At 69.3% G+C, this 24987-nt stretch carries 28 protein-coding genes; 12 read left to right on the top strand and 16 right to left on the bottom strand.

Going from position 1 to position 24987, the window contains the following annotated elements; all coding sequences use genetic code 11:
* The gene (locus tag FXO23_RS00140; protein ID WP_158879407.1) at nucleotides 1–189 is read right to left on the bottom strand and encodes a hypothetical protein; all 189 of its coding nucleotides are present in this window, start codon (nucleotides 187–189) and stop codon (nucleotides 1–3) included.
* 144 nt (nucleotides 190–333) lie between these two features.
* Between FXO23_RS00140 and FXO23_RS00135 the strand changes: the two genes are divergently transcribed.
* Both FXO23_RS00135 and FXO23_RS00130 read left to right on the top strand, forming a co-directional pair.
* On the top strand, nucleotides 334–1080 hold the full coding sequence (locus tag FXO23_RS00135) for an SDR family oxidoreductase (protein WP_158879406.1): 747 nt from the start codon (nucleotides 334–336) through the stop codon (nucleotides 1078–1080).
* Nucleotides 1081–1532: 452 nt separating this feature from the next.
* Nucleotides 1533–1946, top strand: a complete 414-nt coding sequence (locus FXO23_RS00130) for a VOC family protein (protein WP_158879405.1) — start codon at nucleotides 1533–1535, stop codon at nucleotides 1944–1946.
* 166 nt (nucleotides 1947–2112) lie between these two features.
* Here the strand turns inward: FXO23_RS00130 and FXO23_RS00125 are convergent, their stop codons facing one another.
* The 5 genes from FXO23_RS00125 to FXO23_RS00105 all read right to left on the bottom strand — a co-directional run bounded on the left by FXO23_RS00125 (nucleotide 2113) and on the right by FXO23_RS00105 (nucleotide 7291).
* Nucleotides 2113–2784 (bottom strand): DedA family protein, encoded by a 672-nt coding sequence (locus FXO23_RS00125; RefSeq protein ID WP_158879404.1) that lies wholly within the window; start codon nucleotides 2782–2784, stop codon nucleotides 2113–2115.
* A gap of 116 nt (nucleotides 2785–2900) precedes the next feature.
* Entirely contained in the window at nucleotides 2901–3722 is an 822-nt protein-coding gene (locus FXO23_RS00120; RefSeq protein ID WP_158879403.1) for a YceI family protein, read from the bottom strand.
* Complete coding sequence (locus FXO23_RS00115; RefSeq protein WP_158879402.1) at nucleotides 3719–6313, bottom strand: MFS transporter; 2595 nt, start codon at nucleotides 6311–6313, stop codon at nucleotides 3719–3721. Before FXO23_RS00115 ends, FXO23_RS00120 begins: the two co-directional genes overlap by 4 nt.
* The gene (locus tag FXO23_RS00110; protein ID WP_158879401.1) at nucleotides 6310–6870 is read right to left on the bottom strand and encodes a MarR family winged helix-turn-helix transcriptional regulator; all 561 of its coding nucleotides are present in this window, start codon (nucleotides 6868–6870) and stop codon (nucleotides 6310–6312) included. Before FXO23_RS00110 ends, FXO23_RS00115 begins: the two co-directional genes overlap by 4 nt.
* A 127-nt stretch (nucleotides 6871–6997) precedes the next feature.
* Complete coding sequence (locus FXO23_RS00105) at nucleotides 6998–7291, bottom strand: hypothetical protein (RefSeq protein ID WP_158879400.1); 294 nt, start codon at nucleotides 7289–7291, stop codon at nucleotides 6998–7000.
* Between the two features lie 89 nt (nucleotides 7292–7380).
* Here FXO23_RS00105 and FXO23_RS00100 point away from each other — a divergent pair, with 89 nt between their 5' ends.
* Nucleotides 7381–8268 carry a helix-turn-helix domain-containing protein gene (locus tag FXO23_RS00100; RefSeq protein WP_158879399.1) on the top strand — a complete coding sequence of 296 codons (888 nt, stop codon included), beginning with the start codon at nucleotides 7381–7383 and terminating at the stop codon, nucleotides 8266–8268.
* Between the two features lie 218 nt (nucleotides 8269–8486).
* On the opposite strand, the gene FXO23_RS00095 is transcribed toward FXO23_RS00100, so the two are convergent.
* A complete protein-coding gene (locus FXO23_RS00095) occupies nucleotides 8487–9251 on the bottom strand; it encodes a dioxygenase family protein (RefSeq protein ID WP_158879398.1) in 765 nt (254 codons plus the stop codon).
* Nucleotides 9252–9556: 305 nt separating this feature from the next.
* On the opposite strand from FXO23_RS00095, the gene FXO23_RS00090 reads away from it, so the two are divergent.
* The 4 genes from FXO23_RS00090 to FXO23_RS00075 are packed head-to-tail and all read left to right on the top strand — an operon-like array spanning nucleotide 9557 to nucleotide 11809.
* Nucleotides 9557–10051, top strand: a complete 495-nt coding sequence (locus FXO23_RS00090) for a GbsR/MarR family transcriptional regulator (protein ID WP_158879397.1) — start codon at nucleotides 9557–9559, stop codon at nucleotides 10049–10051.
* A gap of 35 nt (nucleotides 10052–10086) precedes the next feature.
* Nucleotides 10087–10800, top strand: coding sequence for a heparin lyase I family protein (locus FXO23_RS00085; RefSeq protein WP_158879396.1), 714 nt, complete (start codon nucleotides 10087–10089; stop codon nucleotides 10798–10800).
* Nucleotides 10801–10818: 18 nt separating this feature from the next.
* The gene (locus tag FXO23_RS00080) at nucleotides 10819–11343 is read left to right on the top strand and encodes a GNAT family N-acetyltransferase (RefSeq protein WP_158879395.1); all 525 of its coding nucleotides are present in this window, start codon (nucleotides 10819–10821) and stop codon (nucleotides 11341–11343) included.
* Between the two features lie 37 nt (nucleotides 11344–11380).
* Nucleotides 11381–11809 carry a PPOX class F420-dependent oxidoreductase gene (locus FXO23_RS00075; RefSeq protein ID WP_158879394.1) on the top strand — a complete coding sequence of 143 codons (429 nt, stop codon included), beginning with the start codon at nucleotides 11381–11383 and terminating at the stop codon, nucleotides 11807–11809.
* On the opposite strand, the gene FXO23_RS00070 is transcribed toward FXO23_RS00075, so the two are convergent.
* The gene (locus FXO23_RS00070; protein WP_158879393.1) at nucleotides 11791–12333 is read right to left on the bottom strand and encodes a TetR/AcrR family transcriptional regulator; all 543 of its coding nucleotides are present in this window, start codon (nucleotides 12331–12333) and stop codon (nucleotides 11791–11793) included. The two genes, FXO23_RS00075 and FXO23_RS00070, sit on opposite strands and share 19 nt — an antisense overlap.
* A gap of 82 nt (nucleotides 12334–12415) precedes the next feature.
* On the opposite strand from FXO23_RS00070, the gene FXO23_RS00065 reads away from it, so the two are divergent.
* Together FXO23_RS00065 and FXO23_RS00060 are read left to right on the top strand one after the other, a co-directional pair.
* Complete coding sequence (locus FXO23_RS00065; protein ID WP_158879392.1) at nucleotides 12416–13927, top strand: MFS transporter; 1512 nt, start codon at nucleotides 12416–12418, stop codon at nucleotides 13925–13927.
* Entirely contained in the window at nucleotides 13924–15315 is a 1392-nt protein-coding gene (locus FXO23_RS00060) for an FAD-binding oxidoreductase (protein WP_158879391.1), read from the top strand. The genes FXO23_RS00065 and FXO23_RS00060 overlap by 4 nt, the downstream gene beginning before the upstream one ends.
* Here FXO23_RS00060 and FXO23_RS00055 read toward each other — a convergent pair whose 3' ends face one another.
* The 6 genes from FXO23_RS00055 to FXO23_RS00030 all read right to left on the bottom strand — a co-directional run bounded on the left by FXO23_RS00055 (nucleotide 15316) and on the right by FXO23_RS00030 (nucleotide 20408).
* Nucleotides 15316–16017, bottom strand: a complete 702-nt coding sequence (locus FXO23_RS00055) for a DedA family protein (RefSeq protein ID WP_158879390.1) — start codon at nucleotides 16015–16017, stop codon at nucleotides 15316–15318.
* Between the two features lie 248 nt (nucleotides 16018–16265).
* Nucleotides 16266–16817 carry a hypothetical protein gene (locus FXO23_RS00050; RefSeq protein ID WP_246256787.1) on the bottom strand — a complete coding sequence of 184 codons (552 nt, stop codon included), beginning with the start codon at nucleotides 16815–16817 and terminating at the stop codon, nucleotides 16266–16268.
* A 15-nt stretch (nucleotides 16818–16832) separates the two neighbouring features.
* Nucleotides 16833–17732 carry an AurF N-oxygenase family protein gene (locus FXO23_RS00045; RefSeq protein ID WP_158879389.1) on the bottom strand — a complete coding sequence of 300 codons (900 nt, stop codon included), beginning with the start codon at nucleotides 17730–17732 and terminating at the stop codon, nucleotides 16833–16835.
* A 65-nt stretch (nucleotides 17733–17797) separates the two neighbouring features.
* Complete coding sequence (locus FXO23_RS00040; RefSeq protein WP_158879388.1) at nucleotides 17798–18547, bottom strand: MerR family transcriptional regulator; 750 nt, start codon at nucleotides 18545–18547, stop codon at nucleotides 17798–17800.
* 54 nt (nucleotides 18548–18601) lie between these two features.
* Nucleotides 18602–19732 carry an N-acetylglucosamine-6-phosphate deacetylase gene (nagA, locus tag FXO23_RS00035; protein ID WP_158880008.1) on the bottom strand — a complete coding sequence of 377 codons (1131 nt, stop codon included), beginning with the start codon at nucleotides 19730–19732 and terminating at the stop codon, nucleotides 18602–18604.
* A gap of 100 nt (nucleotides 19733–19832) precedes the next feature.
* A complete protein-coding gene (locus FXO23_RS00030) occupies nucleotides 19833–20408 on the bottom strand; it encodes a SigE family RNA polymerase sigma factor (protein WP_158880005.1) in 576 nt (191 codons plus the stop codon).
* A gap of 219 nt (nucleotides 20409–20627) precedes the next feature.
* On the opposite strand from FXO23_RS00030, the gene FXO23_RS00025 reads away from it, so the two are divergent.
* Complete coding sequence (locus tag FXO23_RS00025; protein WP_158879387.1) at nucleotides 20628–20903, top strand: YciI family protein; 276 nt, start codon at nucleotides 20628–20630, stop codon at nucleotides 20901–20903.
* 28 nt (nucleotides 20904–20931) lie between these two features.
* Here FXO23_RS00025 and FXO23_RS00020 read toward each other — a convergent pair whose 3' ends face one another.
* A complete protein-coding gene (locus FXO23_RS00020; RefSeq protein WP_158879386.1) occupies nucleotides 20932–21840 on the bottom strand; it encodes an SDR family oxidoreductase in 909 nt (302 codons plus the stop codon).
* An 86-nt stretch (nucleotides 21841–21926) separates the two neighbouring features.
* The gene (locus FXO23_RS00015) at nucleotides 21927–22859 is read right to left on the bottom strand and encodes an aldo/keto reductase (RefSeq protein WP_158879385.1); all 933 of its coding nucleotides are present in this window, start codon (nucleotides 22857–22859) and stop codon (nucleotides 21927–21929) included.
* A 52-nt stretch (nucleotides 22860–22911) separates the two neighbouring features.
* Between FXO23_RS00015 and FXO23_RS00010 the strand changes: the two genes are divergently transcribed.
* Nucleotides 22912–23742 carry an LLM class F420-dependent oxidoreductase gene (locus FXO23_RS00010; RefSeq protein ID WP_158879384.1) on the top strand — a complete coding sequence of 277 codons (831 nt, stop codon included), beginning with the start codon at nucleotides 22912–22914 and terminating at the stop codon, nucleotides 23740–23742.
* A 138-nt stretch (nucleotides 23743–23880) separates the two neighbouring features.
* The gene (gene fbaA, locus FXO23_RS00005) at nucleotides 23881–24912 is read left to right on the top strand and encodes a class II fructose-bisphosphate aldolase (protein ID WP_158879383.1); all 1032 of its coding nucleotides are present in this window, start codon (nucleotides 23881–23883) and stop codon (nucleotides 24910–24912) included.
* The last annotated feature ends 75 nt before the right edge of the window (nucleotides 24913–24987 follow it).

Below are 24987 nucleotides of genomic sequence, written 5' to 3'. Positions count from 1 at the left end.
TCAGCTCGCGGACCGCTCCGGCGGCCACCACACCTGCTGCGGCGGGGCGGGGGCGTCGTCGCCGGGGATGTCCGGTTCGTCGATGCCGCGGTACCAGCGTGCCCAGTGCCGGGCGCACAGGCCCTTGGCGATCACGGGGTCGGCGCACTCTTCGCGGCGGCAGGACAGGACTTGTACTGAGCTCCCCACAGGTTTCCCCTTCGTGTCAGCTCCCCCGAGCCGCTGTCCACGTTAGGCGACGAACGGGTGCTCTGGGTGCGAAATTGACAACTCTGGGGCATGTTCGTGACATAAACCGAGCTTTATGTGGACTTTTTCCCTAATGTTCAAGGTATGAGTGGAGTTCTCATCGTCACCGGAGGTAGCCGGGGTATCGGTGCGGCCGTTTGCACGCTCGCGGCGCACCAGGGCTACGACGTCGTGGTCAACTACGTCCACGACGTGGAGGCGGCGGGGCATGTCGTGGACTACGTCAAGCGCTGCGGCCGCCGCGCGCTCGCGGTGCGCGCGGACGTGTCGGTCGAGGAAGAGGTGACCGCCCTGTTCGAAACGGCCGCCGCGCTCGGGCCGATCACCAAGCTGGTGAACAACGCGGGCATCACCGGCCTCACGCCGGGGCGGCTCGACGAGCAGACGGTGAGCTCGGTGCGGCGGGTGTTCGACGTCAACGTCACCGGCGTGTTCCTGTGCGCGCGGGAGGCGGTGCGCCGGATGTCCACACGCTACGGCGGGGGCGGCGGCGCGATCGTGAACATCTCGTCGACGGCCGCGCGGCTCGGGTCGGCGGGCGAGTGGGTGCACTACGCGGCGAGCAAGGCCGCGGTGGAGACCATGACCCTCGGCCTGGCCCAGGAGGTGGCCGGGGAACGAATCCGGGTCAACGCGGTGGCGCCGGGCATGGTCGAGACGCAACTGCACGCCGAGGCGGGCCTGCACGACCGGCTCGAGCGCCTCGCCCCGACGATCCCGCTCGGCCGCCCCGCGCAACCCGCGGAGATCGCCGAAGCCGTGCTGTGGCTGCTCTCCCCGGCGGCCTCGTACGCGACCGGGGCCGTCCTCCCGATCGGCGGCGGCCGCTGACGCCGGATTCCCGCGGCCTCCGGCGCTGAGACCTGATCCGGCCGGCTTGTCAAGGGACTCACCCGCTTGGCGCCCGTGTTGTCCACAGTCGCGGTGTTTGTCCACAGATTTCCGGGTAACCACCCGCCGGAGGTGGTGCTCGGTAGGCTGGTCGTGGGGTCGCCCCCCTGGGAGTGGTGGGGGATTGTTCTTGGTGGGGCGGGGAATCGCCGTTTTCTGGGGAGGCGCGGCGAGTGGTGTCACAACCTTGGCGGGGTTGGGTAACTTTCTTGTTCCCCCGCTTGATCGAGATGTTACGGAGACCGGCCTGAGATGTCCTCGGGTAGAGGGTAGGGAGTAGCAGGCCCGGTAACCGGGAATTCACCGGGGCCGGGTGATTCTGGTTCCGCCGGGGCCGCTTTGATATGCCCCGGAGTGCGACACGAGGGGTGGGAAAGGACGGGCAGTTCCGCATGTCCAAGCTCACGTGTGTGCACCATTTGGCGCTCACGGTGACTGACGTCGACAGAAGCGTGCCGTGGTACGTGCGCGTGCTGGAACTCGAGGAGTTCACGCGCCGCGAGGACCCGGAGACGGGACTGCGCAAGGTGGTCCTGCGCTCGCCGAGCGAGGAGTTCTCCGTGGTGCTCGTGCAGCATCCGGAGAACGAGCGGCGGGCGTTCGACGAGCGCACCACGGGTCTCGACCACGTGGCGTTCAAGGTGTCCTCGCAGAACGAACTCGACCAGTGGGAGGAGCGACTCGTCGAGTACGGGGTGACCTACACGCCCGCGGCCACGTCCCGCACGCTCCCCGGTTCGCGGGTCGTCGTGTTCCGCGACCCCGACGGTATCCAGCTCGAAGTCTGGGCCGACCCGGAACCCTAGGCTGTGTTCATCGTGCGCGCGATCGGATTTGCGTAGCCAGGCCGTGACTTCGCCGGGCCGTCACCTCCGCAGGTCGGCGGCCTGCCTCCACAAATCCGAGGCCTTCGGCCGAGGCGCGCGCCTGGTCACCTCGAGTGGCAGGGCCTGATCTTCCGAGGCACACACCTCAAGCACGAGCGGCCTCCGCGTCGTCGTCCACCGGCTTGCGCATCTCCTGGCGGTAGCGCCACACCCCGTAGCCGGTGCCCACGACGAAGAACGCGATGGACAGCCAGACGACCGCGGTCTTGACCCACGGGAGCACGTCGAGCAGGCCGGCGCCGTAGTAGCCGAGCAGCACCAGCGTCGGCACCCACAGCAGCCCGCCCGCGGTGGTCGCCATCAGGAACCGCCGGTGGTCCATCCGCGCGGCCCCGGCGATCAGCGGCGCCAGGGTGCGGACCCACGGGATCCAGCGCGCCGCGACGATCGCGAAGAAGCCCTTGCGGTCGAGGAACCGGCGCGCGCGGTCCAGGTTGTGCCGGTTGAGCACCTTGCCGCCGCGGCGGGCGATGAACTTGGTGCCGGTGTGCCGGCCGATGTAGTAGCCGACCTGGTTGCCCACGACCGCGACGATCAGCGCCGCCAGGGACAGCAGCCAGGCGTTGGCGTCGGCCCCGTGCTGGGCGAGCACCACGCCGGCGCCGAACAGCAGCGAGTCACCGGGCAGGAACAGGCCCACGATCAGGGCGCATTCGACGAACACGAAGCTCAGCACGATGACCCAGACCAGCAACGGCCCAGCGGTGTCGAGCCAGCTCACGCCGATTCCTGCCGACGCCGCATACACCTCACTCACACTGCGAGCCTACGTGTAACCGACAAAACGCACTCACCTGAACGGTTGATTCGGGGTAAACCAGGTCCCCCACCGGAGTGAGCGGCGCGGACGGGTGCCCGCGCCGCCCCCCGATTTCACAACTCCGGCAGGGTCTCCCCCTGGATGGCCTGGATGTCGAGTTCGATCTTCACGTTGGTGCCGATCGCCGCCACCCCGGCCCGCACCATCGCGTTGTAGTTGATCGCGAAATCGTTGCGGTGCAGCTGGGTTTCCGCGTGGAACGCGGCCCGCGTCCCGCCCCACGGGTCCGGCCCGTAGCCGCCGTAGTGCAGGTCCAGGTCCACCATCCGGCGCTCCCCGTGCAGGGTGAGTTCCCCGGACAACGTCCACGCGTCCGAACCCCGCTGCCGGATCCCGGTGCTGGTGAACGAGATCACCGGGTACACGTCCACGTCCAGGAAGTCCGGCGAGCGCAGGTGGTCGTCGCGCATCTTGATCCCGGTGTCGATCCCCGCGGCCTTGATCTCCGCGTACACCGACGACTGCTCCACCGGCCGCTCGACGACGATCTTCCCGGACACCTCGGTGAACCGCGCCTTGATGCTGGAGATCCCCAGGTGGCGGGCGGTGGCCACGACCGACGAGTGCAGCGGGTCGATCACCCACGGCCCCGGCGACGGGAGCTCGACGGCCCCCGCCACCGGGTTCAGCACGATCTCGCCGAGCGAACCGCTGCCGTCCGAGCCGACCCGCGCGGTGCGCGCGACCGGGGTGTAACCGGCCGCGGTGAGCACCGCCGTGTACACACCCGGGGCGAGCGGTTCGGTGACCGTGGCGCCGCGGGCGTCCGCCGCGACCCGGGCCACCTGCTGCCCGGTCAGGTCGGTGACGGTGAGCACCGCGTGCTCGACCGCCCAGCCCTCGGCCGTCCGGACGTCCGCGCGCAACCCGGTCATGAGCGGTCCACCAGTTCGTCGATCACCTGGTCGTAGCCCAGCCGGACGTCGTGCGTGGCTTCACCGCCCCCGTCCAGGGCGACCGTGCTGGTCGCGGGCGGGTACCCGCTGGCGACCACGGTGTACGAACCCTCGGGCAGGTCGCTGACCACGTAGTGCCCGGAGTCGTCGGTCCGGGCCACGGCGGCCACGTTGCCCTCGGCGTCGAGCACGGTGATCCGCGCGTCCGGCACCGGCCGGTCCCCGTCGGTGCGGGCCGTCCCGGCCAGCAGCACGGCCCCGGCGAGTTCGACGTCGTGGCGCAGCTGCCCGCTGTCCGGCACGGTCAGCGTGACCGCGATCGGCCGCATCCGCTCGGCGCTCGCGACCAGCGTGTAGCTGCCCGCGCCGACCCCGCGGAACGCGTAGCCGCCGTCGGTTTCGGTGATGTACGCGCCGGTCACCTCGCCGCGCTCGTCGGTCAGCGTCACGGTGGCGCCCGCGAGCGGGTTGCCGGTGCCGCTGACCCGGACCACGCCGGTCAGCTCGCCGGAACCGGCCAGCGTGATGTCCAGCGTCGCGGCGGAGTGCGCCGACACGACCACGCTGGACGCCTGCGGCTGGTGCCCGTTGGCCGACACGATCAGCACGTAGGTGCCGCCGCCCGGGGCGTGCACGGTGTAGCTGCCGTCCGGCCCGCCGGTCGCCCGGCCGACCTGGCGGCCCCGCTGGTCGATCAGGGTCAGCGCGGCCCCCGCGACGGACGTGCCGTCATGGCGCCGCACGTGCCCGTGGATCGGCTGCCCGCCGGTGTTCAGCGAGCTGCCCACCCCGGCGCCCGCGACCGCGCTGGTGATCGGCGCGGGCGCGCTCACCTGGTACTCGCCGTGCCCGTTCTCGCTGGGCCGGGCGTGCTTGCCCGCGCCGACGAGTTCGGGTTCGAGCTCCTCTTCGAACGCGGCGTCCGCGTCGGCGACCAGTTCCTCACGGGCCGAGTCCTCCTCGACGTCGTCGAGCAGCGCCTCGCCGCCCTCCATCGCGGCCGCGGCGGGCGCGGGCCCACCGGCCAGCGGGATCTCCCGCATGAACAGCAGCACGATGAACGCCAGCGCCGCGACCCCGGCGGCCACGTAGAACACCGTGTTGATCGAATCGGTGAAGCCGATCAGCACCGGCGTCCGGATCTGCTCGGGCAGGTCCTGGATGCCGCTGGTGTTGGACTGCAGGTCGCCGAGCTGGCCACCCGCACCGGCCGGGGCGTTGCCGCCGAACGCCTTGGTGATGTTGCCCGGCAGCACGTTGAACAGGATGGTCAGGAACACCGCGACGCCCGCGGTACCACCGATCTGGCGGAAGAAGGTCGCCGAAGCGGTGGACACGCCCATGTCCCGGCGCGGCCCGGCGTTCTGCACCGCGATGATCAGCGTCTGCATGCAGCCACCGAGGCCGAGGCCGATGATGGCCGCGTAGACCAGCGGGTGCCAGAGCGCGCTGTTGTACTCGACCTGCGCGAACAGCAGCGCGCCGACCGCGATCAGGAAGGTGCCGATCACCGGGAACATCTTGTACCTGCCGGTCTTGCCGGTGATCTGACCGGAGATGACCGACCCGCTCATGATGCCGCCCATCAGCGGGATCATCAGCAGACCCGACTCGGTGGGCGTGTAACCCTGCACCACCTGCAGGTACTGCGGGATCATCATGATCGCGCCGAACATCGCGACACCGACGATGAAGCCGCCGAGGATCGCGACGCTGAAGGTGGCGTTGCGGAACAGCCGCAGCGGGATGAGCGCCTCGTCCTTCATCACGTGCTCGATGAACAGGAACAGGACGATCCCGACCGCGCCGATCGCGTAGCAGACCACCGCGCCGGTGGAGCCCCAGCCCCACTTGTTGCCCTGCTCGGCGATGATCAGCAGCGGCACCACGGCGACCGCCAGGGCGAGCCCGCCCCACCAGTCGATGCGGTGGTCGTGCCGCTCGGTCGGCACGTTCAGCACCTTGGCGACGACGAACAGCGCGACGATCCCGATCGGCACGTTGATCAGGAACACCCAGCGCCAGCCGTCGATCCCGGCCAGGTCGTCGATCCCGGCGAACAGGCCGCCGAGCACCGGGCCGAGCACGGTCGAGATGCCGAACACGGCCAGGAAGAAGCCCTGGTAGCGGGCGCGTTCCCGGGGCGGCACGATATCGCCGAGGATGGTCATCGCCAGCGACATCAGGCCACCGGCGCCGAGTCCCTGCACCGCGCGGAACGCGGCGAGCTGGTACATCGACTGCGCGAACGTGGACGCGATCGAGCCGATCAGGAAGATCGAGATCGCGAGCAGGTAGAACGGCTTGCGGCCGTAGATGTCGGACAGCTTGCCGTAGAGCGGCGTGGCGATCGTCGACGTGATCAGGTACGCGGTGGTGATCCACGCCTGCAGGTCGAAGCCGTGCAGGTCGTTGGCGATCCGGACGATCGAGGTGCCGACGATGGTCTGGTCGAGCGCGGCCAGGAACATGCCCGACATCAGCCCGATCAGGATGGTGACGATCTGCCGGTGCGTGAGCCCCGGGCCGTCCCCGGCTGTCTGTGGTGGTTTCTCCACGGTGGTACTCATGCGTGGGCCCCCTTGTTCGGTGTTCTCGGTGTGGTCTGCGGCTGCACCGCGTCGGCCAGTTGCGGGGCGTGCGCCTCGATCCCGGCGTTCAGGCGGGCGAAGAGGGCGTTCAGCGTCTGCCGGTCCTCCTCGGGCCAGTCGGCGAGCACTTCGGCGAGCCACTGGTTGCGCTGCTTGCGGTTCTCCTCGAAGACCCGGAGCCCCTCGGCGGTCGGCGCGAGCAGGCACGCGCGGCCGTCCTCGGGATCGGCCTGGCGTTCCACCAGCCCGTGCTGGACGAGCGTGCTGCTCTGCCGGCTGATCGTGGAGATCTCGGCGTGCAGTGACTCGGCGAGGCGGCTGGTCCGCTGCGGCCCGTCGTAGATCAGGCAGAAGAGGATCGCGTACGCCGAGCGTTCGATGCCGTCCGGTCCCTGCTTGGCGACCTGCGACTTCGCGCGGTTGATCAGGCGTACGAAGCGGACGAGCTCGTGCCCGAGCTGATCCGCGAGATCCAGCTCGGCCTTCGTCCGGGTCCCCTCGTCCGGGGGCGCGGTGGTGCGCTTGGGAGGTGCCATCACCAGGGTCTTTCGTGGAGAATGTCTTATTTGGCGGCTGCAACTAGTTGCCCAGAGCAAGGATGCACCCGAGGTGGTTGGTTGCGCCACTCAAATAATCAAGCTGTGCCGCAAGACACTTTAGTTGTCACACGCAAGTGTGTTCCTTCGTGCCCTTTGCCCGTTTCATCCGGATCGAGCCGAGCGGTTCACCGTTGCGCCACACCGCGACTACCCAGGTTCCGGGCGTCGCACGCACCCGGTCGAGAAAGTCCTCGGCGCACGCGCGGGTGTACCGGACGAACCACTCCTGCCGGTGCTGCGCGCGGTGCTCGAACCCCCACCCCTGATCCTGTACGACCTCGGTGTATTCGAGCACGCGGGTTTCCGCGTCGATCTCGCGCCGGTACTCGATCCGGTGCCAGTAATCCCAGTTCACCATTGCCCTGAATGTCCCGCCGCAACGGCAAGGTGCTCTGGGCATGCTGTAATTACAGGTGACTCTCCGTACAATCGAGTGAGGTTTCGTCGATGACAACGCTGGTGAGTCCGCCATTCGTGCGTCGGGAACTGGGCCGAGTGCTCAAGTCGCTTCGCGAGCGAGCCCGGCTGTCTTTTTCGGAGGCTCACCGGCGGCTTGAGTTCTCTTCGGCCACCTTGAGCCGTATCGAGACCGGCAAGACCGCCCCTACCGTCCACACGGCACGCAGCATGCTCGACCTCTACCTGGTTCCCGCGAACGAATGGGACGAGGTGCTCGATCTGGTTCGGCAGTCGAAGGCGAGTCCTTGGTGGAAGAAGTACATGGCGCCCCGCCATGGGCGGTACCCCTCGATGGCGCTCGGTTTTACCGAGCTGGAAGCGGCCGCAGGTGAGCTGAGTTCCTTCGAACTGGCCTATCTGCCCGGCCATTTCCAGACCTCGGCCTATGCGCGTGAGGTCCTGCGTGCGTCGCTGCTGGATCGGAGTCCCCAGCACTTCGAGAACCAGGTCGCGTTGCGCTTGGAGCGCCAGCGGCGCCTCTTCGAGGTCGAGAACCCAGCACGACTGCACTCGATAATCGACGAGTCGGCGCTCCTGAGGCGTATCGGATCACCCGAGTTGATGGTCGAGCAGCTGGCGAAGATCGAGCAGCTGGCTGGCTTGCCCAGCGTTACCGTGCAGATCGTCCCCAGTTCGACAGGGGTCCACCTCGGGTTCGCTGGTGTTTTCACGATCTTGACATTCCCCAGTCCCGAGGAGCCGAACCTGGTGTACCTCGAGCATGCCGCAGGTTCCGAGAAGATCGACCGGCCGGATCAGGTCGAGATTTTCGAGCGGACCTTCGCCTCGATACTCGGGCGGGCGCTCGATCCAGCGGAGTCGATCGCGCTGCTGGGCGAACTGCGAGCCGATCTGGAGCGACATGGCTGGCGCTGACCGCGGCTATGCGAGTCCCGCGTTCCCGTCGCGCGAGTCCCGCGTTTCGGTAGGCCGAGTTCCGCGTTCTGGTCGCTCGAGTTCTGCGTTCGGGACGCTGGTCAGCACTTGGCCGACAAGGTGCGGGCGGCGTAAGGGAACCGCCAACACGCCCGAGGCTTGCAGGGATCCCGGGCGTGCTGGCCGGTGGTGTGTGCGTGTTGGCCGTCCGGGGGTGGTCAGTCGGGGCGGCCTACTTGGGTGTTGGAGAGGTCGAGGCCGATGGCGAAGTCGGCGGAGTAGCCGTTCCCGCTGGCCGTCGGGCGGAGCGTCATCTGGGCGCCGCCGTTGCGGTAGATGAAGTCCTGGCCGTTGGTGGTGTCCGCCGGGCCCTTGCGCCGGTACGGTTCGGTTCGCAGGTAGGCCGCGTTGAACTGGTCCGTGAAGTACAGCTGCGAGGTGAACTCGTACGGCCTGCCGTTGGTGCCGGTGGTGCGGATCTTGATGTGGATGTGGATCGTGCGGCCCTGGTACCAGCCCGGGAGGATCGTGACGAACTGGGCCTTCCCTTCCGGGTTGGTGAGCTGGTAGCCACGCAGGAACTTCCGGCCGGAGCTGCCCTGCGAGGGGATGTCCGAGTACACCCCGAAGGCGTCGCACTGCCAGAGGTCCACCATCGCGTTCGGCAGCGGCGAGCACTGCTGCTGGCGGATCTGCTGCACGGTGAAGTTGAGCGTCAGCACCGTGCCGGCGACCGCCTGCCCGGTGGAGGGCTCGATGCGGATGTCCGAGCGGTTGAGCTTCTCGTCGACGAAGTAGGGACCTTCCATCTGCTCCGGCTTGGCGACGCAGTCGAGCGTGCACACCTCGGGTGCGTCTGACGTGGTGGCCGCGCTGGCCATGGTGGAGCCCGCGGCGGTGAGCGTCGCGCCCGCGGCGCCGAGCAGGATCAGCGCCTGCCGCCGACCGAGAATACGGCCGACCGGCTCGTCGTCGTCATGCATGAAATATTCCTTTCGGGCATAACATTCGCAATGCGGTGGGAGAAGAGAATTGCGCGCGGTCGGTGGATCGGTTGGCGAAGGCCGCGCACAAAGGATTCTGCAAGACGGCGCGCCCCGCAGTCGAGATATCTCACCCTGCTGCAGCCATTACTAAATGGGGTTCCGGAAATTGATGGTCGTGAGTGTTTATGCCGGGGTCATAACCGGTCGGCGAGGCTGGGCACGGTGGTCGCCCTGCCGCGCCTGGCCCGTCGAGCCACTCTTCACAGAGTTCAGAAACTTTCAGAATAATGTAAAATGACCTCATGTCGGAGTCGTCTGCTTACCCGCCGCGGGACGAACGGGCCGTCGCCCGGTTCGTCGAGAACGCCGCGAAATCCTTCGCTGACCTGGGATTCCCGCGGATGGCCGGGCGTGTGCTGATGGCGCTGATGTCCGCCGACGAGGACGGGCTCACCTCCGCCGAACTCGCCGAGCGGATCAACGCGAGCCCGCCCGCGGTCTCCAGTGCCGTGCGGTTCCTCATCCGCGCCCAGGTGGTCGACGTGCTTCCGGTCCCCGGATCCCGGCGCGACCGGTACCGGCTCGCCGACGACACCTGGTACACCTCGGCCGCCGCCGAGGGCGGCATCTTCAAACTCTTCGGCGACCTCGCCGAAAGCGGCGTGCGCGCGCTCGGCGGGCCGCGCACGCCGTCCGGCCGCCGCGTCGCCGAGATGCGCGACTTCAACCGGTTCATCCAGCGCGCGCTCACCGACCTCCGCGAACGCTGGCTCGCCACGCGACCCAAACGGGTCTAGACCACCCGGAGCGGTAAGCGCTATACATCTGACCTATGTGGCGATCGGTTACCGCGCTCCTGGCTACCACGACCCTGCTCCTCCTCGGCTCCCCGCCCGCCGATGCGGCCCTGCTCTGGAACGGCGACGCGGCCCTCGGCAAGGGCGTGTTCGCCAACATCGGCGGCGAATGCGCGAGTCCCGGTGACGTCACGGCGGTCGACGACGCCGACCGCGGCAAGGTGTGGCGCTACCGCAAACCCGGCGGCCTCAACCGCTGCGAAAGCCGGGGCATCAAGGTCGGCGGCAAGGAGTACACGTTCCGCAATGGTCAGACCTATTACCTCGGTTGGTCGAGCAAGCTCACCAGCACGGTGAACAACAACGCGAACTTCCAGTGGAAGTCCTACGGCAACCACACGCAGAACTACCCGGTGGTGCTCAAGGTGATCGACGGCCGGTTCGCGCTCCTGCAGCGGCAGCCGAACGAAACCCGGATCATCTGGCGCACCCCGCTCGCCGCGAACACCTGGCACCGCGTGGTGCTCGGCCTGCACCTGTCCGACCAGCTCAAGGGCGGCTGGGTCGAGTTGTACTACGACGGCGTCCAGCAGACCTTCGACGGCGGTTCGAAGCGCTGGCCTTGCCGGACCTTCGACGACGAGAACCACCCGAAGTGGGGCGTCTACGGCGCCCGCGACGACGCGGTCACCCAGTTCGTCGACGACCTGAAGATCGGCACCGCTTATTCGGATGTCGCGGGCGGCTGAACCGGGCATCATGGGCGCATGGTCACTGGGGAACTCGTCAAACTGCGCGCGCTGGAACCCGAGGACGCCGACGCCTTCTGGCGCTGGCACAACGATCCGGAGGTGGTCCGCTGGCTGAGCGCCGACTACCCCGAATCGCTCGCGCAGACCCGCAAGCGGTTCGCCGACCGCGAGCCGAACTCCCACGCGAAGGTCACCTTCGGCATCGAGACCCTGGCCGAGGGCAAACTGATCGGCACCTGCACGCTGCGCGACGCGACGCCGGAAACCGCGCGCGCCGAGGTGGACCTCTACCTCGGCGAGAAGGACCACTGGGGCGGCGGCTACGGCACCGACGCGATGCGCACGCTGTGCCGGTACGGCTTCGAGGTCATGCGGCTGCATTCGATCGCGCTGTGGGTGGTCGCGGAGAACGCGGCCGCGATCCGCGTGTACGAGAAGCTCGGTTTCCAGGTGGACGGCCGCCACCGCGACTCGTTCCGCGGTGAAGGCCGGTGGCACGACATGCTCCTGATGAGCCTGCTCGAAGGCGAACTCACCTGAACGGAATGCGGCGGCCGTTTCCGGCGTTGGGCAGGTCATGGCGGAGCACGCGTGGGACGAGTCCCTGGACAAGCTGCTGACCGAGGGACGGCTGGGGGTGCTGGCCACCCTCAAACGGGACGGTCGCCCGCAGCTGTCGAACGTCACCTATCGCTACGACGGCGACACCATCCGGGTGTCGGTCACCGACGACCGGGCCAAGACCAAGAACCTGCGCCGCGATCCGCGCGCCAGCCTGCACGTGTCCACAAAGGACGGCTGGGGTTACGCGGTCGCCGAGGGGACCGCGGACCTCTCCGCGGTGGCGCGGGATCCGCACGACGAGGCGGTCGAGGAACTGATCGAGCTGTACCGGGACGTCCAGGGCGAGCACCCCGACTGGGACGAGTACCGCGCGGCGATGGTGCACGACAAGCGGCTCGTGCTGCGACTGCGGGTCGAGAAGGTCTACGGGTGGGTGCGCTGACCCGCGCCGAGCCGGTCCAGTACTTCGTCCAAAGAGGACAGTAGTGCCGTGCTGTCCTCGCCCAGCGTGCCGCGCAGGTAGAGCCCGTCGCCGACGACCGCGATCAAATCCGCGGTGAGCGGGTCGTCGACGTGTTCGGCGAGCGCCTCGCGCCACCGGGCCTCGTAGCGCTTCGACGCGGTCAGGACCTTCGGGTCGTGGCCCATGAGCCGGAACGTGGCGAGCGTCGCCCGGTGCAGCGGGTTGTCCATCGACGCGTCGGTCGCCGAGGTGCGCAGGTAGAACCGGATCAGCCCCTCGGGCGCGTTGCGCGCCTCCTCCAGATCGCGCGTGGTCAGCTCGTCGACCCGGTCCAGCAGGCCGTCGAGCAGGGCGTCCTTCGAACCGAAGTGGTAGAGCAGGCCGCCCTTGGACACCCCGGCCTCGGCGGCGACCGCCTCCAGGGTCACCGCGGCCGGGCCGTGGTCGATGAGGAACTTCACGTACGCGTCCAGGATGCGGTCGCGGGCTGACGGTTTCGGCATGGCTTGACTGTACCGTCCGGACGGTCTACATTCAATCCTGAAACTGTACCGTCCGGACTGTTTAGCTTGAGGAGTGTGCGCCATGGTCAAGGCAGGGCGCAGACAGTGGTTCGCGCTCGGCGTGCTGGTGCTTCCGGTGCTCCTGATCAGCGTGGACATGACCGTGCTCGGCTTCGCGCTGCCCTATCTCAGCGAGGACCTGGCGCCGACCAGCGCCCAGCAGCTGTGGATCGTGGACATCTACTCGTTCGTCCTCGGTGGCCTGCTGGTGCTGATGGGCACCCTCGGCGACCGGATCGGCCGCCGGAAGCTCCTGCTCGCCGGGGGCGTCGCGTTCGGTGCGGCCTCGGTGCTCGCGGCGTTCTCCACCAGCCCCGAGATGCTGATCGCCGCGCGTGCGCTGCTCGGCCTCGGCGGCGCGACGCTGATGCCGTCGACGCTTTCGCTGATCCGCAGCATCTTCACCGACGCCGGTCAGCGGCGGATCGCCATCGGCACGTGGAGCGCGGGCTTCTCCGGCGGGATGGCGGTCGGCCCGGTCGTCGGCGGCTGGCTGCTCGAGCACTTCTGGTGGGGCTCGGTGTTCCTGATCAACGTGCCGGTCATGGTGCTGCTGCTGGTGCTCGGCCCGGTGCTGCTCCCGGAGGCGAAGGACCCGAAGCCGGGCCGCTTCGACCTGCTCTCCGCGGTGCTGTCGCTGGCCACCATGCTGCCGATCGTCTACGGCATCAAGACGATCGCCGAGCACGGCCTGAACTGGACCGCGGCCGGGACGATCGTCCTCGGGCTCGCGCTCGGCACGGTGTTCGTGCTGCGCCAGCGGGCGCTGGCCGAGCCGATGATCGACCTCGACCTGTTCCGCGAGCGGGCGTTCAGCGCCTCGATCGCGACCAACCTGCTCGGGGTGTTCGCGCTGGTCGGCCTGCTGTTCCTGGTGCCGCAGTACCTGCAGCTGGTGCTCGGCCTGCGGCCGATGACCGCGGCGCTGTGGCTGCTGCCGGAGACCGCGGCCGGGGTGGCCGGTGCGCTGCTCGCACCGGTGCTGGCCCGGCACATCCGCCCGTCGACGCTGATCGGCGGCGGGTTGCTGGCCGCGGCCGCCTCGTTCGCCGCGCTGACCCAGATCGGCGTGACGTCCGGGCTGGCCCTGCTGGTGGTGGCGTTCGCGCTGCTCTCCGGCGGGGTGGCGCTGTCCGAGACGCTGACCAACGACCTGATCATCTCCGCCGCGCCGCCGCAGCGGGCCGGGGCCGCCTCGGCGATCTCGGAGACCGGGTTCGAGCTGGGCGGGGCGCTGGGCACCGCGATCCTGGGCAGCCTGGCCACCGCGGTCTACCGCGGCGGGCTGCCCGGGGACGCGCCGGAAGCCGCGCGGGAGACGCTCGGCGGCGCGGTCGCCGCGGCCGGTCAGCTGCCCGGCCCGGCCGGGGAGTCGCTGCTCGCCGCGGCCAAGGAGGCCTTCGTGCAGGGCATGCACGTGACCGCGGTGGTCGGGGCCGTGCTGCTCGCCTACGCGGGCATCCAGGCCACTCTCCTTCTGCGGAAAAAAAATTCCACCAAGCGAGAGAGTTCTCGTATTACGGTAGGGGTATGAGCAACGAAGCCCTGCTGGCGAAACTCCGCGACGAGCTCGGCAAGGACGCCGTGCTCACCGACAGCGACGTCACCGGCAGCTACGCCCGCGACATGATGCCGCTCGCCCCGGTCGGGCGGCCGCTCGCGGTCGTGCTGCCGGTCGACGTCGCCGGGGTGCAGGCGACCGTGCGTGCCTGCGCCGAGGCGAAGGTGCCGATCGTGCCGAGAGGCGCGGGCAGCGGGCTCTCCGGCGCGGCCAACGCGATCGACGGCTGCGTGATGCTCGTGCTCACCAAGCTCAACGAGATCGTCGAGATCGACGCCGGGAACCGGCTCGCCGTGGTGCAACCGGGCGTGATCAACCTGGACTTCCGCGACGCGGTCGAGAAACACGGGCTGTTCTACCCGCCCGATCCGTCCAGCTACGACTGGTGCACCATCGGCGGGAACCTGTCCACCAACGCCGGCGGGCTGTGCTGCGTGAAGTACGGGGTCACCACGGATTCCGTGCTGGGCCTGGAAGTCGTGCTCGCCGATGGTTCGCTGCTGAAGACCGGGCGCCGCACGGTGAAGGGCGTCGCGGGCTACGACCTGGCGAGGCTGTTCGTCGGCAGCGAGGGGACGCTCGGCGTGATCACCCAGGCCACGGTCGCGCTGAAGCCGTTGCCGCAGGCGCCCGCGACCCTGGTCGCCGGGTTCACCAGCACCGAGGCGGCCGGGGAGGCGGTGGCCCGGGTGGTCCGCGAGGGCCTGGTCCCGTCGCTGCTGGAGATCATGGACGCCGCGTCGATCAAGGCGTCCGAGGCGTACCTGAAGACCGACATCGGCGCCGGTTCGGACTGCCGCGCGCTGCTGCTCGCCCAGTCCGACTCCGGCGGCGAGGTGGCGCGGCGCGAACTGGCCGCCCTCGAGCAGATCTGCCTCGACTGCGGTTCGGACATGACGTACGCGACCGACGACCTCGCCGAGGGCAACATGCTGCTGCAGGCGCGCCGGGTCGTGCTCACCGCGCTCGAGCTCTACGGCGTGTGGCTCACCGACGACGTGTCCGTGCCGCGCACCCGGATCGCCGAGCTGATCGCCGGATGCGAGCGGATCAGCGAGGAGGTGGGCCTGCGGATCGCCGTGGTCGGGCACGCCGGGGACGGCAACATGCACCCGACGATCGTCTACGCGCCGGACGATCCGGACGAGTTCGCCCGCGCGCGGAAGGCGTTCGACGCCATCCTCGAGGTCGGGCTCTCGCTCGGCGGCACGGTGACCGGCGAGCACGGCGTCGGCAAGATCAAACGCGAATGGCTGGAACGGGAGATCGGCCCGGTCGGGATGAAGGTGCACCGCCAGATCAAGACCGCGCTCGACCCGGACAACCTGTTCAACCCGGGCTCGATGTTCTCGCTGGCCTGACTAGTCGGCTTCGACGCGCGGGATCTGCTGGGTCACCTCGGCGTCCCGCGCGGCGGCCAGCTTCTTCTCCTTGCGGTTCTTGAAGTACTCGATGACGATCGGCAGCACCGAGACCAGCACGATCAGGATGAAGATCGCCTCGATGTTGGTCTTGATGAAGGTGATGTTGCCGAGCAGCGCGCCGAGCGCGGTGATCCCGGCGGCCCACAGGATGCCGCCGATCACCGTGTAGGTGAAGTACGTCCGCGGGTTCATCCGGCCGATCCCGGCGATCCAGGTGATGAACGTGCGCACGAACGGCACGAACCGGGCCAGCACGACCGCCTTGGGGCCGTGCTTCTCCAGGAACGCGTGTGTCTTGTCCACGTACTCCTGTTTGAAGAACTTGGAATCCGGCCGTTTGAACAGCGCCGGTCCCGCCTTGTAGCCGATGAAGTAGCCGACCACGTTGCCCAGCAGCGCGGCGACCGTGACCAGCAGGCACACCAGCCACAGCGGGGCGTGGATGGATCCCTGCGCGACGAACAGGCCGGCGGTGAACAGCAGCGAATCGCCCGGGAGGACCGGGAAGATGCTGCTCTCGATGAAGATGACCAGGCACAACCCGACGATCACGTACGCACCGAACTCGGTGAGCAGCCATTCCGGGTTGAGGAACTTGGGCATCAGGGCCAGCGTCTGCGTGGTCTCAGCGAGGATCACGCCAATAAACGGTACAGGGTGACCCTGTGTGAATCGTGAGAGCTACGGCGCGGCACTCACGACCCCCGGTTCCCAGTGTCCTCCCGTGTGCACGGGAACCCTGCCGTGGCGGGGAAGTACCGCCGCGATGCGGCCCGAAAGTGCGCGCGCTTTCGACGCGGCTCACGACCCAGCACCCGGCGGCCTCGCCCCGTCCAGGCGAGCAGGTCGCTCTGGCGGAAAAGTGCCGCCCCGCCAGCGCTCACGCGTCAGAGCAGGGTCAGCAGCCCGGCGACCGAGCCGGCGGCGAGGCCGAGCAGGACGGCGAGCAGCAGGATCCAGTGCGCGCCGACCGGGGTGTGGACCGTCTCCTGGCGGGTGACCTCCGCGCGCTGCCGCTCGGTCGCGGATTCGGCGAGCGCGTCCAGGGCGGCCCGTTCCCGTTCCAGGGAACCCGCGTCCGCGCCGGACAGCAGCCCGTAGCTCGGCGGGGGCGCGGAGTCGCCGCCGGAGAACACGGGGATCGCGCGGGGCGGCCGCAGCGCCTCGGTGCGGTCGGTGGCCTCGGACCGCCCGGCGGCGGGCAGCGGCCCGGGATCCGCGGCGAGTTGCGCCAGGGGCGCGGATTCCGGGGCGGACGGGTGCGCGGGCGCGCTGCGGGCCTGCGCGCGCAGCGCCTCGGCCAGCAGGCGCTCCGGATCGGTGTCGTCGGCCTTGCTTTCGGAGGCTTCGGTTTCGACGGGCGCGTCGCCGCCGCGCTGGGCAGGTTCCGGCTCGGCCTCGTTCACGGCCTCTTCCGGGGCTTTGTCGGACTCGCTCATCGGCTCCCAGCGTAGCTAGGCGAGCAGACCGGAACGCCGCCAGATCCGTTCGGTGGGGCCGCCGATCAGATCGGCCTCGGACAGGAAGCCCACCACCCGGGAGGCGCCGTGCTGCGCGGCGGCCTTGCGGTGCGGGTTCTCCCACGCCTGCCGCCGCGCCTCCCGCGGGTCCAGGCCCGCGCGCTTGTACTGCAACGGGCGGGTCAGCGTGGTCGCCAGCAGCATGGCGCCCTCGGCGGCGACCAGGCGCGCGAACTCCTTGTCGAACCGGCTCGCCTTGACCATGCCGCGCAGCAGGTCCTCGCGGGCGTACCGGACGTGCCGCGCCTCCTCGGTGACGTGGATCCGCATCACCGCGCGCACGATCGGCTGCAGGTTCTCGTCGCGCATGGTGTCGCGCTGCAGGACGTCGAACACCTCCTCGCCCATCAGCGTGGCGGCCCACATCGACGGTCCCCGCAGGATGAACGGCAGCACCTGGCCGAGCGCGTACCAGTGCAGCGGCTGGCGGTACGGGCGTCCGCCCGCCTTCTCGATCAGCCGCCCGAACATGGTCGAGTGGCGGCATTCGTCGGCGACCTCGGTGTACGCGTAGTGCACGTGCCGGGTGGTCGGATCCTGCCGGTAGGTCATCCGCAGCAGCATCTGCATCAGGATGGTCTCGAACCAGATCCCGACGCTGATCGTGTTGACCATCTCCTGTTTGGACAGTTCGATGCGCTGCTGCTGCGTCATCCGGTCCCACAGTTCGGTGCCGTACAGGCTGATCAGCTGCTCGGGAATGAAGAACTTGTCCGGGTGCAGCGGTGCGTCCCAGTCGATGTCCACGTCCGGGTCGTAGGAGAGCTTCGCCGACGACAGCTGCAGCCGCTGCGCGGTGGTCTCCCGGTTCGGGACCTCGGTCCGACGGTTCATCTGCCGCTCCTCCCCGTATCGGAGTACACGTCAAACGTTAGAACGGCCATTGAAAGAATGGAAGACTAAATCTTCGGCCGGTCGTCGGCGTGCTTGAGCAAGGGGCCGAACCTCGCGTCGAGCCATTCGGTCAGCTCGCGGCTCATCGACTGGGCGAGCAGGGCCGACACCGCGGCCTGGGCCTGCGGCCGCAAACGTTTGGCGCGCTCGGTCAGCTCGGGCACCTCGTCCGAGTTCGGCGTCCAGCCCTCGGTCTTCGGCAGGATGTGCTCGTCGACCAGCTTGAGGAACGACTTCGCCAGCTCGTCGGTGTGCCGCTGGACCTGCTCGGCGATGTCCAGCACGGCCGACAGCGGCACCCCCGCGGCCAGCAGTTCGCGTCCGGCCTGCAGCAGCCGCGGGCTGCGCACGACGATGTGGGCGCCGTCCTGTTCGACCACGCCGAGCCGCAGCACGCGCCGGATGTTCGACGGGGTGGCGTAGCGGCCGAACTCGCGGGCCAGTTCGCTGAGCGAGACCCGCTGGGGCGCCTCGTCGGACCAGGGCTGGGTCAGCACCTCCTCCAGGCCGAGCACGTCGGCCAGGTCGCGGCCCGACTCCCAGGCGGTGATCATCTCGTCGATCTGGGCGAAGGCGTACCCGCGTTTGAGCATCTCGAGGATCAGGCGCAGGCGCGCGAGGTGGGCCTCGGTGTAGACCGCGACCCGGCCGCGGCGCATCGGCGGGGGCAGCAGCCCGCGGTCCTGGTACACGCGGACGTTCCCGACGGTGGTGCCCGCCGCGCGTGCGAGGTCGTCTACCCGGTATTCCAGCACCCGGGGAAGTCTAGGAGTGCGGAGCCGGTCCCCGTCGCGGATCGGTTCGCGGCCTCAGGTGCCGGGGACCCATTCGCCTTGGCGCAGGACGCGGGACGGGCGGAGTTCGTCGGTGAGGACGACCAGGTCGGCGGCCAGGCCGGGGCGCAGCGAACCGGTGCGGTCGGCGATGCCGAGCAGCTCGGCCGGGCGGCCCGAGGTCGCGCGGACCGCGTCCAGGATGTCCACCCGGGCGCTGCGCACCAGGTTGCGGAACGCGGTGTCCATGGTCAGCGTGCTGCCCGCGAGCGAACCGTTCTCGGCGAGCGTCGCGACGCCGTCCCGCACGTCGACCTCGAGCTTGCCGAGCCGGTAGCTGCCGTCCTCGGCGTCGGTGGCCGACATCGCGTCGGTGATCAGCACGGTCCGGTCCCTGCCCGCGTGCGTCGCGGCCAGCCGGACCACGGTCGGGTGCAGGTGCACCAGGTCGCAGATCAGCTCGATGGTGATCCGCTCGTCGTCCAGCAGCGCGCCGATCGGGCCGGGCTCGCGGTGGTGCAGCGGGCGCATGCCGTTGAACAGGTGGGTCGCGACGGTCGCGCCCGCGTCGATCGCGGGCAGGATCTGCTCCTCGACGCCGTCGGTGTGGCCGAGCGCCACGATCACCCCGGCCTCGGCGAGCTGGCGCACCGCGCGCACACCGCCGGTCAGCTCGGGCGCGAGGGTGACCATCCGGACCGCGCCGTGGCCCGCGCTGAGCAGGGCGTCGACCGTGGCCGCGTCCGGTTCGCGCAACGCCGCCGGATCGTGCGCGCCGCACCGGGCCCGGGAGATGAACGGGCCCTCCAGGTGGATCCCGGCCAGCTCGCCGTCCTCCACCAGTTCGTTCAGCGCGGCCATCTGGCTGACCAGGGTGCGCACCGGATCGGAGACCAGGCTGGCGAGCATGGTGGTCGTACCGTGCCGCCGGTGCGCGTTGATGGCGCTGACCAGCTCTTTCGTCTCGCCGCTGGAGAACGAGCCGCCCCCGCCGCCGTGGCAGTGGGTGTCGATGAACCCGGGCACCACCAGCGCGCCCGCGACGTCGACGTGCTCGCCCCCGGGCGGGGCGCCGGTTCCCATACCGGAAATCAGTCCCCCGGAGACCGCGAGCCAGCCGTCGTCCAGCAGGCCGTCCGGGGCGGCGATGCGCCCGCCCGTGATCACGAAGTCTCCGGCGTCTCTCACACGCCCTAGCATATTGGTCTAAACCAAGTTCGGGGGAGGAACCCCGGGATTCGAAGCGACGCCGTTATCCGTGGTCCCACTAATTGGGCGCCTGCATGGCTTTCTGCAGCGCTTCGAGGGCGCGGCTGGCGGTGGACTTTACGGTTCCTTTGGAAATCCCGGCGGCTTCGGAGATCTCCGCCTCGGACAGGCCGCCGTAGTACCGCAGCACCAGCACCTCCCGCTGGCGCGGCGGCAGCTTGGACAGCGCGTTGACCACGGCCTGGTGCTCGGTGGACAGCATCGCCAGGCTCTCCGCGGAGCGCGCGTTCACCGCGTGCGGCGGGACGTACTCGCGCGCGGTCTTGCGGCGGCGCAGCACGCTGCGCGATCCGTTCACCACCGCCGTGCGCAGGTAGCCGACGGCGGCCGCGGCGTCGCGCAGCTTGCCCCAGTTGCGGTGCAGTCCGGTGAACGCCTCCTGGACCACGTCCTCCGCGGTGGCCGGCTCGTCGACCAGCAGGATCGCCAGCCGGACCAGGCGCATGCGGTGCGTGCGGTAGAGATCCTCGAGCGTCAGCGGCGCGGCGGCCGCGGGCGCCGGTGGCGGCCCGTCGATCGTGCGCAGGTGCCCGAGCGTGCGCTCCACGCTGCGTTCGGCGCTGCCCTCCGGCATATGTCCCCGTCCGTTCTCGACCCGTTGCTGCGTGTACCCGCGACGCGCGGTCGAGCTGGGTACGGCTTCCTGCGGTGGCGTGCTCACAACACGCTCACGCACGCACAGCGTATCGGGTTGGCCCGGCAGCCTCACAGCCCAAAATTTGGGAAGCACGTCCAGGTGCTGGGCGCCCCCGGGTACGGTCGGGATGGCAGTCGATCGAACCGCGGAGGCGTGATGGCCTGGTACCTGGTGGAAATCCGTTACGTGCAAGAGAAACTGGCCGACGTCCGGCCGCGGCACCGCGAGTTCCTGACCCGGCTGGCCGAGCAGGGGACGGTCGCGGTGGCCGGGCCGCTCGGCGACGACAGCGGCGGGATCTCCCTCTACCAGGCCGACGACGAGAACGCCCTGTACGAGATCATCAACCAGGACCCGTACCACCTCGAGGGCGTGGTCGCCGAGCGGACGGTCCGCGAGTACCGCCCAGTGCTCGGCGCCTGGGTGCCCTGAGGGCCACCGAATAGTGCCCCGCGGGCCGCTATTTGATGGCCGCGCGGCCACCGTGCCCGGTGACCGCGGCGGCCCGCGCGCCGCGTTCTTTGATGTCCGCCAGCGCCGCCTTGTCGGCCGCGGGCACCCGCGACCGCGAGCCCAGCTCGATGATCGGCGGCAGGAACGCCCGGATCAGCTTGAGCCCGCCGACCCAGCGCGGCACGTGGATGGTCCGCGCCCGCCTCAGGATCCCGGCCTCCAGGCAGTCCAGCGCCACCCCGAGCGGGTACGTCTTGCCGATCAGTCCGGGCATCCCGGCGCGCAGCTTGCCGAACACCGGGTGCGCGTCCGCGCTTTCCACCAGATCGGTGCGGATCCAGGTCGGATGCGCGACGCCGACCTTCACCCCGAGGTGGGCGACCTCGGCGCGCAGGCTGTTGCTGAACGCCTCGACCCCCGCCTTCGCGGCCGCGTAGTTCGCCATGCCCGGCGCGTGCGTGATCGCCGCGAGTGAGGAGATCGCGAGCAGGTAGCCCTTGCGCTCGATGACGTGCGGCAGCGTGACCCGGAAGGTCCGCCACACGCCGAGCAGATCGACCTCGATCACCTTCTCGAAGGCGGCCGGATCGACCGAGCGCACGAAACCGGTGGTCGCGATGCCCGCGTTGGCGATCACCACGTCGATCCCGCCGAAGCGCTCCACGACCCCCGCGGTCGCCTGCTCCAGCGCGGTCCAGTCGGTGACGTCGGCCTCCCAGGACGCCGCGTCCGGGCCGATCCGCTCGGCGACCTTGCGCTGCTCCTCGGCTTCCAGCCCGACCAGCGCGACCTTGGCGCCCCGGGCGGCCAGGCGCTCGGCGAGCCCGGCGCCGATGCCGCGCGCCGCGCCGGTGATGAGTACGACCTTGCCGTTGACCTTGCCCTTGCCGGTCAGCAAGGCGAGCGGATTCGCCACGGTGCCTCCTCGATGAGCTCCTCGAGAAGGCACCGTACCTCAACTTACTCCCGGTAGGCTACCCAGAAGTAACTGTTACTTCGAGTTCACGACGACGCGTCGGTGAGCGATTTCAGCTCCTCGTCGCTCAGCTTCAGGCCGACCGCGGGCAGAATGCCCTCGAGCTGCTCCAGGTTTCGCGCGCTGGCGATCGGCGCGGCCACGGTCGGCTGCGCCGCGAGCCAGGCCAGCGAGACGGCCGCCACCGGCACCCGGTGCGCGTCGGCCACCGCGTCCAGCGCGGCGAGCACGCGCTCCCCGCGTTCGTCCAAATAGGACAGTGCCCCACCCGCGCGCGGGCTGTCCCCGGCGGCGTCCTTGGACCGGTACTTCCCGGCGAGGAACCCCTTGGCCAGCCCGTAGTACGGCAGCGTGGACAGGCCCTCGCGGGCGACCAGGGGGGCCAGTTCCTCCTCGAACCCGCGCTCCACCAGGTTGTAGTGCGGCTGCAGGGCGACGTACCGCGCGAAGCCCTCGCGGTCCGAAATGGACAGCGCCTCGGCGAGCCGGTCGGCTTTGTAGTTGGACGCCGCGATGTAGCGGACCTTCCCGGCGCGCACCAGTTCGTCGAACGCGGCGAGCGTCTCCTCCAGCGGGTCGTCCGGGAAGTCGTAGTGCGCGTAGTACAGGTCGATGTGGTCGGTGCGCAGGCGGCGCAGCGAATCCTCGGCCGCCTCCCGGATGTTGGCCGCCGACAGCCCGCGGTGGCGTTCCCACGCGCCGACCTTGGTGGCGATCACCACGTCGTCGCGGCGGCCGCGCCTGGCCAGCCAGTTGCCGATGATCGTCTCGGATTCGCCGCCGGAATTGCCCTCGGCGAAGGCGCTGTACACGTCCGCGGTGTCGACGAAGTTGCCGCCGGCCGCGACATAGGCGTCCAGGACGGCGAAGGACTGGGCCTCGTCGGCGGTCCAGCCGAACACGTTGCCACCCAGATTCAGGCCGTACACCTCAAGTTCACTGTTACCGATTTTCGCCATGGTCCGAACGTAGCGCGGAATGAATCGGCGGGCCGGTGTGGTTGCCCCCGGTATGACTGTGACCTTGGGCAGGATCGGAATCTGGCGGCATTTCGCACAGCTCACCCCGGAGCAGGCCGCCGAGCTGGACGAACTCGGCTTCGGCGCGCTCTGGATCGGCGGCTCACCGGCGGGTGATCTGGAACAGGCGGAAAGCCTGCTGGACGCGACGAAGAACATCGCGGTGGCCACCGGGATCGTGAACATCTGGAAGGACGACGCGGCGACCGTCGCGGCCTCCTACCACCGGATCGCGGCGAAGCATCCGGGCCGGTTCCTGCTCGGCATCGGCGCCGGGCACCGCGAGCACACCCAGGAGTTCGTCAAGCCCTACACCGCGCTCGTGGCGTATCTGGACGAATTGGACGGTCACGGCGTGCCGGTCGAGGACCGGGCACTCGCCGCGCTCGGGCCGAAGGTGGTCGAACTCGCGGGCGACCGCACGGCGGGCGCGCACCCGTACCTGACCATCCCCGAACACACCCGGCAGGCCCGCGAGATCCTCGGCGAGGGTCCGCTGCTCGCGCCGGAACACAAGGTCGTCCTGGAGACCGACCCGGAACGGGCCCGCGCGATCGGCCGCCCGGTGGTCCAGTTCTACCTCTCCCTGACCAACTACACCAGCAACCTCAAGCGCCTCGACTTCACCGAGGAGGATTTCGCGAACGGCGGCAGCGACCGCCTGATCGACGCGCTCGTCCTGCACGGCGACGCGGAGACGATCGCGCGCGGCGCGCGGGCCCACCTCGACGCCGGTGCGGACCACGTGAACCTGCAGGTCCTCACCGCCGACAACGCCGACCCGCTGCCGACCTACCGCGCCCTGGCCGAGGTGCTGCTCTGAGGCCGTGGGTGTTCAGGACGTCACACCCGTCCTGAACACCCACGACCCCGCCAGAAGGCACACGACCGTAGTGCCCACCCGCGCGACCTCGTACGATTCGCCCCGAACCTGGTTTTCAGTTCCGGAGGAGGATCAACGATGCCCATCGCGACCCCCGAGGTCTACGCGGAGATGCTCGACCGGGCGAAGGCGAACGAATTCGCGTTCCCGGCCATCAACGTGACCTCGTCGGAGACCCTGAACGCCGCGCTGCGCGGGTTCGCCGAGGCGGAGAGCGACGGGATCATCCAGTTCTCCACCGGCGGCGCGGAATTCGCGTCGGGGCAGAAGGTCAAGGACATGGTGACCGGCTCGGTCGCGCTCGCCGAATTCGCGCACGTGGTCGCCGCGAAGTACCCGATCAACGTGGCGCTGCACACCGACCACTGCCCGAAGGACAAGCTCGACGGCTTCGTCCGCCCGCTGATCGAGATCTCGGCCGAACGCGTGAACCGCGGCGAGAACCCGCTCTTCCAGTCCCACATGTGGGACGGCTCGGCGATCGACCTCGACGAGAACCTGGAGATCGCGACCGAACTGCTGGCCAAGGCGGCCGCCGCGAAGATCATCCTCGAGGTGGAGATCGGCGTGGTCGGCGGCGAGGAGGACGGCGTCTCCAACGAGATCAACGAGAAGCTCTACACCGCCGAGGGCGACTTCGTGAAAACCGTCGACGCGCTCGGCTCCGGCGACAAGGGCCGCTACCTGCTGGCCGCGACCTTCGGCAACGTGCACGGTGCCTACAAGCCGGGCGCCGTGCGGCTGCGCCCGGACGTGCTCAAGCGCGGCCAGGAGGTCGCCGCCGAGAAGCTCGGCCTGCCGGAGGGTTCGAAGCCGTTCGAACTGGTCTTCCACGGCGGCTCGGGCTCCCTGCTGGAGGAGATCCACGAGGCGGTCTCCTACGGCGTGGTCAAGATGAACGTGGACACCGACACCCAGTACGCGTTCAGCCGCCCGATCGCCGACCACTTCTTCAAGAACTACGACGGGGTGCTCAAGATCGACGGCGAGGTCGGCAACAAGAAGACCTACGACCCGCGCAGCTACCTCAAGGCCGCCGAAGCCGGGATGGCCGCCCGCGTGGTCGAAGCCGCCCAGCACCTCAAGTCAGCAGGCCAGAAGCTGAACTAGTTTCACCTAGCCGGAATCCCCCAATGGGCATTTTTCATCTTGGTTTTTGCTGGTGGGGTGGGGTTGACCGGGTGT

It is taken from the genome of Amycolatopsis anabasis, assembly GCF_009765355.1.
In the GTDB taxonomy this organism is placed as follows: Bacteria; Actinomycetota; Actinomycetes; order Mycobacteriales; family Pseudonocardiaceae; genus Amycolatopsis; species Amycolatopsis anabasis.
Note: the sequence above shows the minus strand (reverse complement) of the source record. Positions and strands in the feature narration are given on the sequence as shown.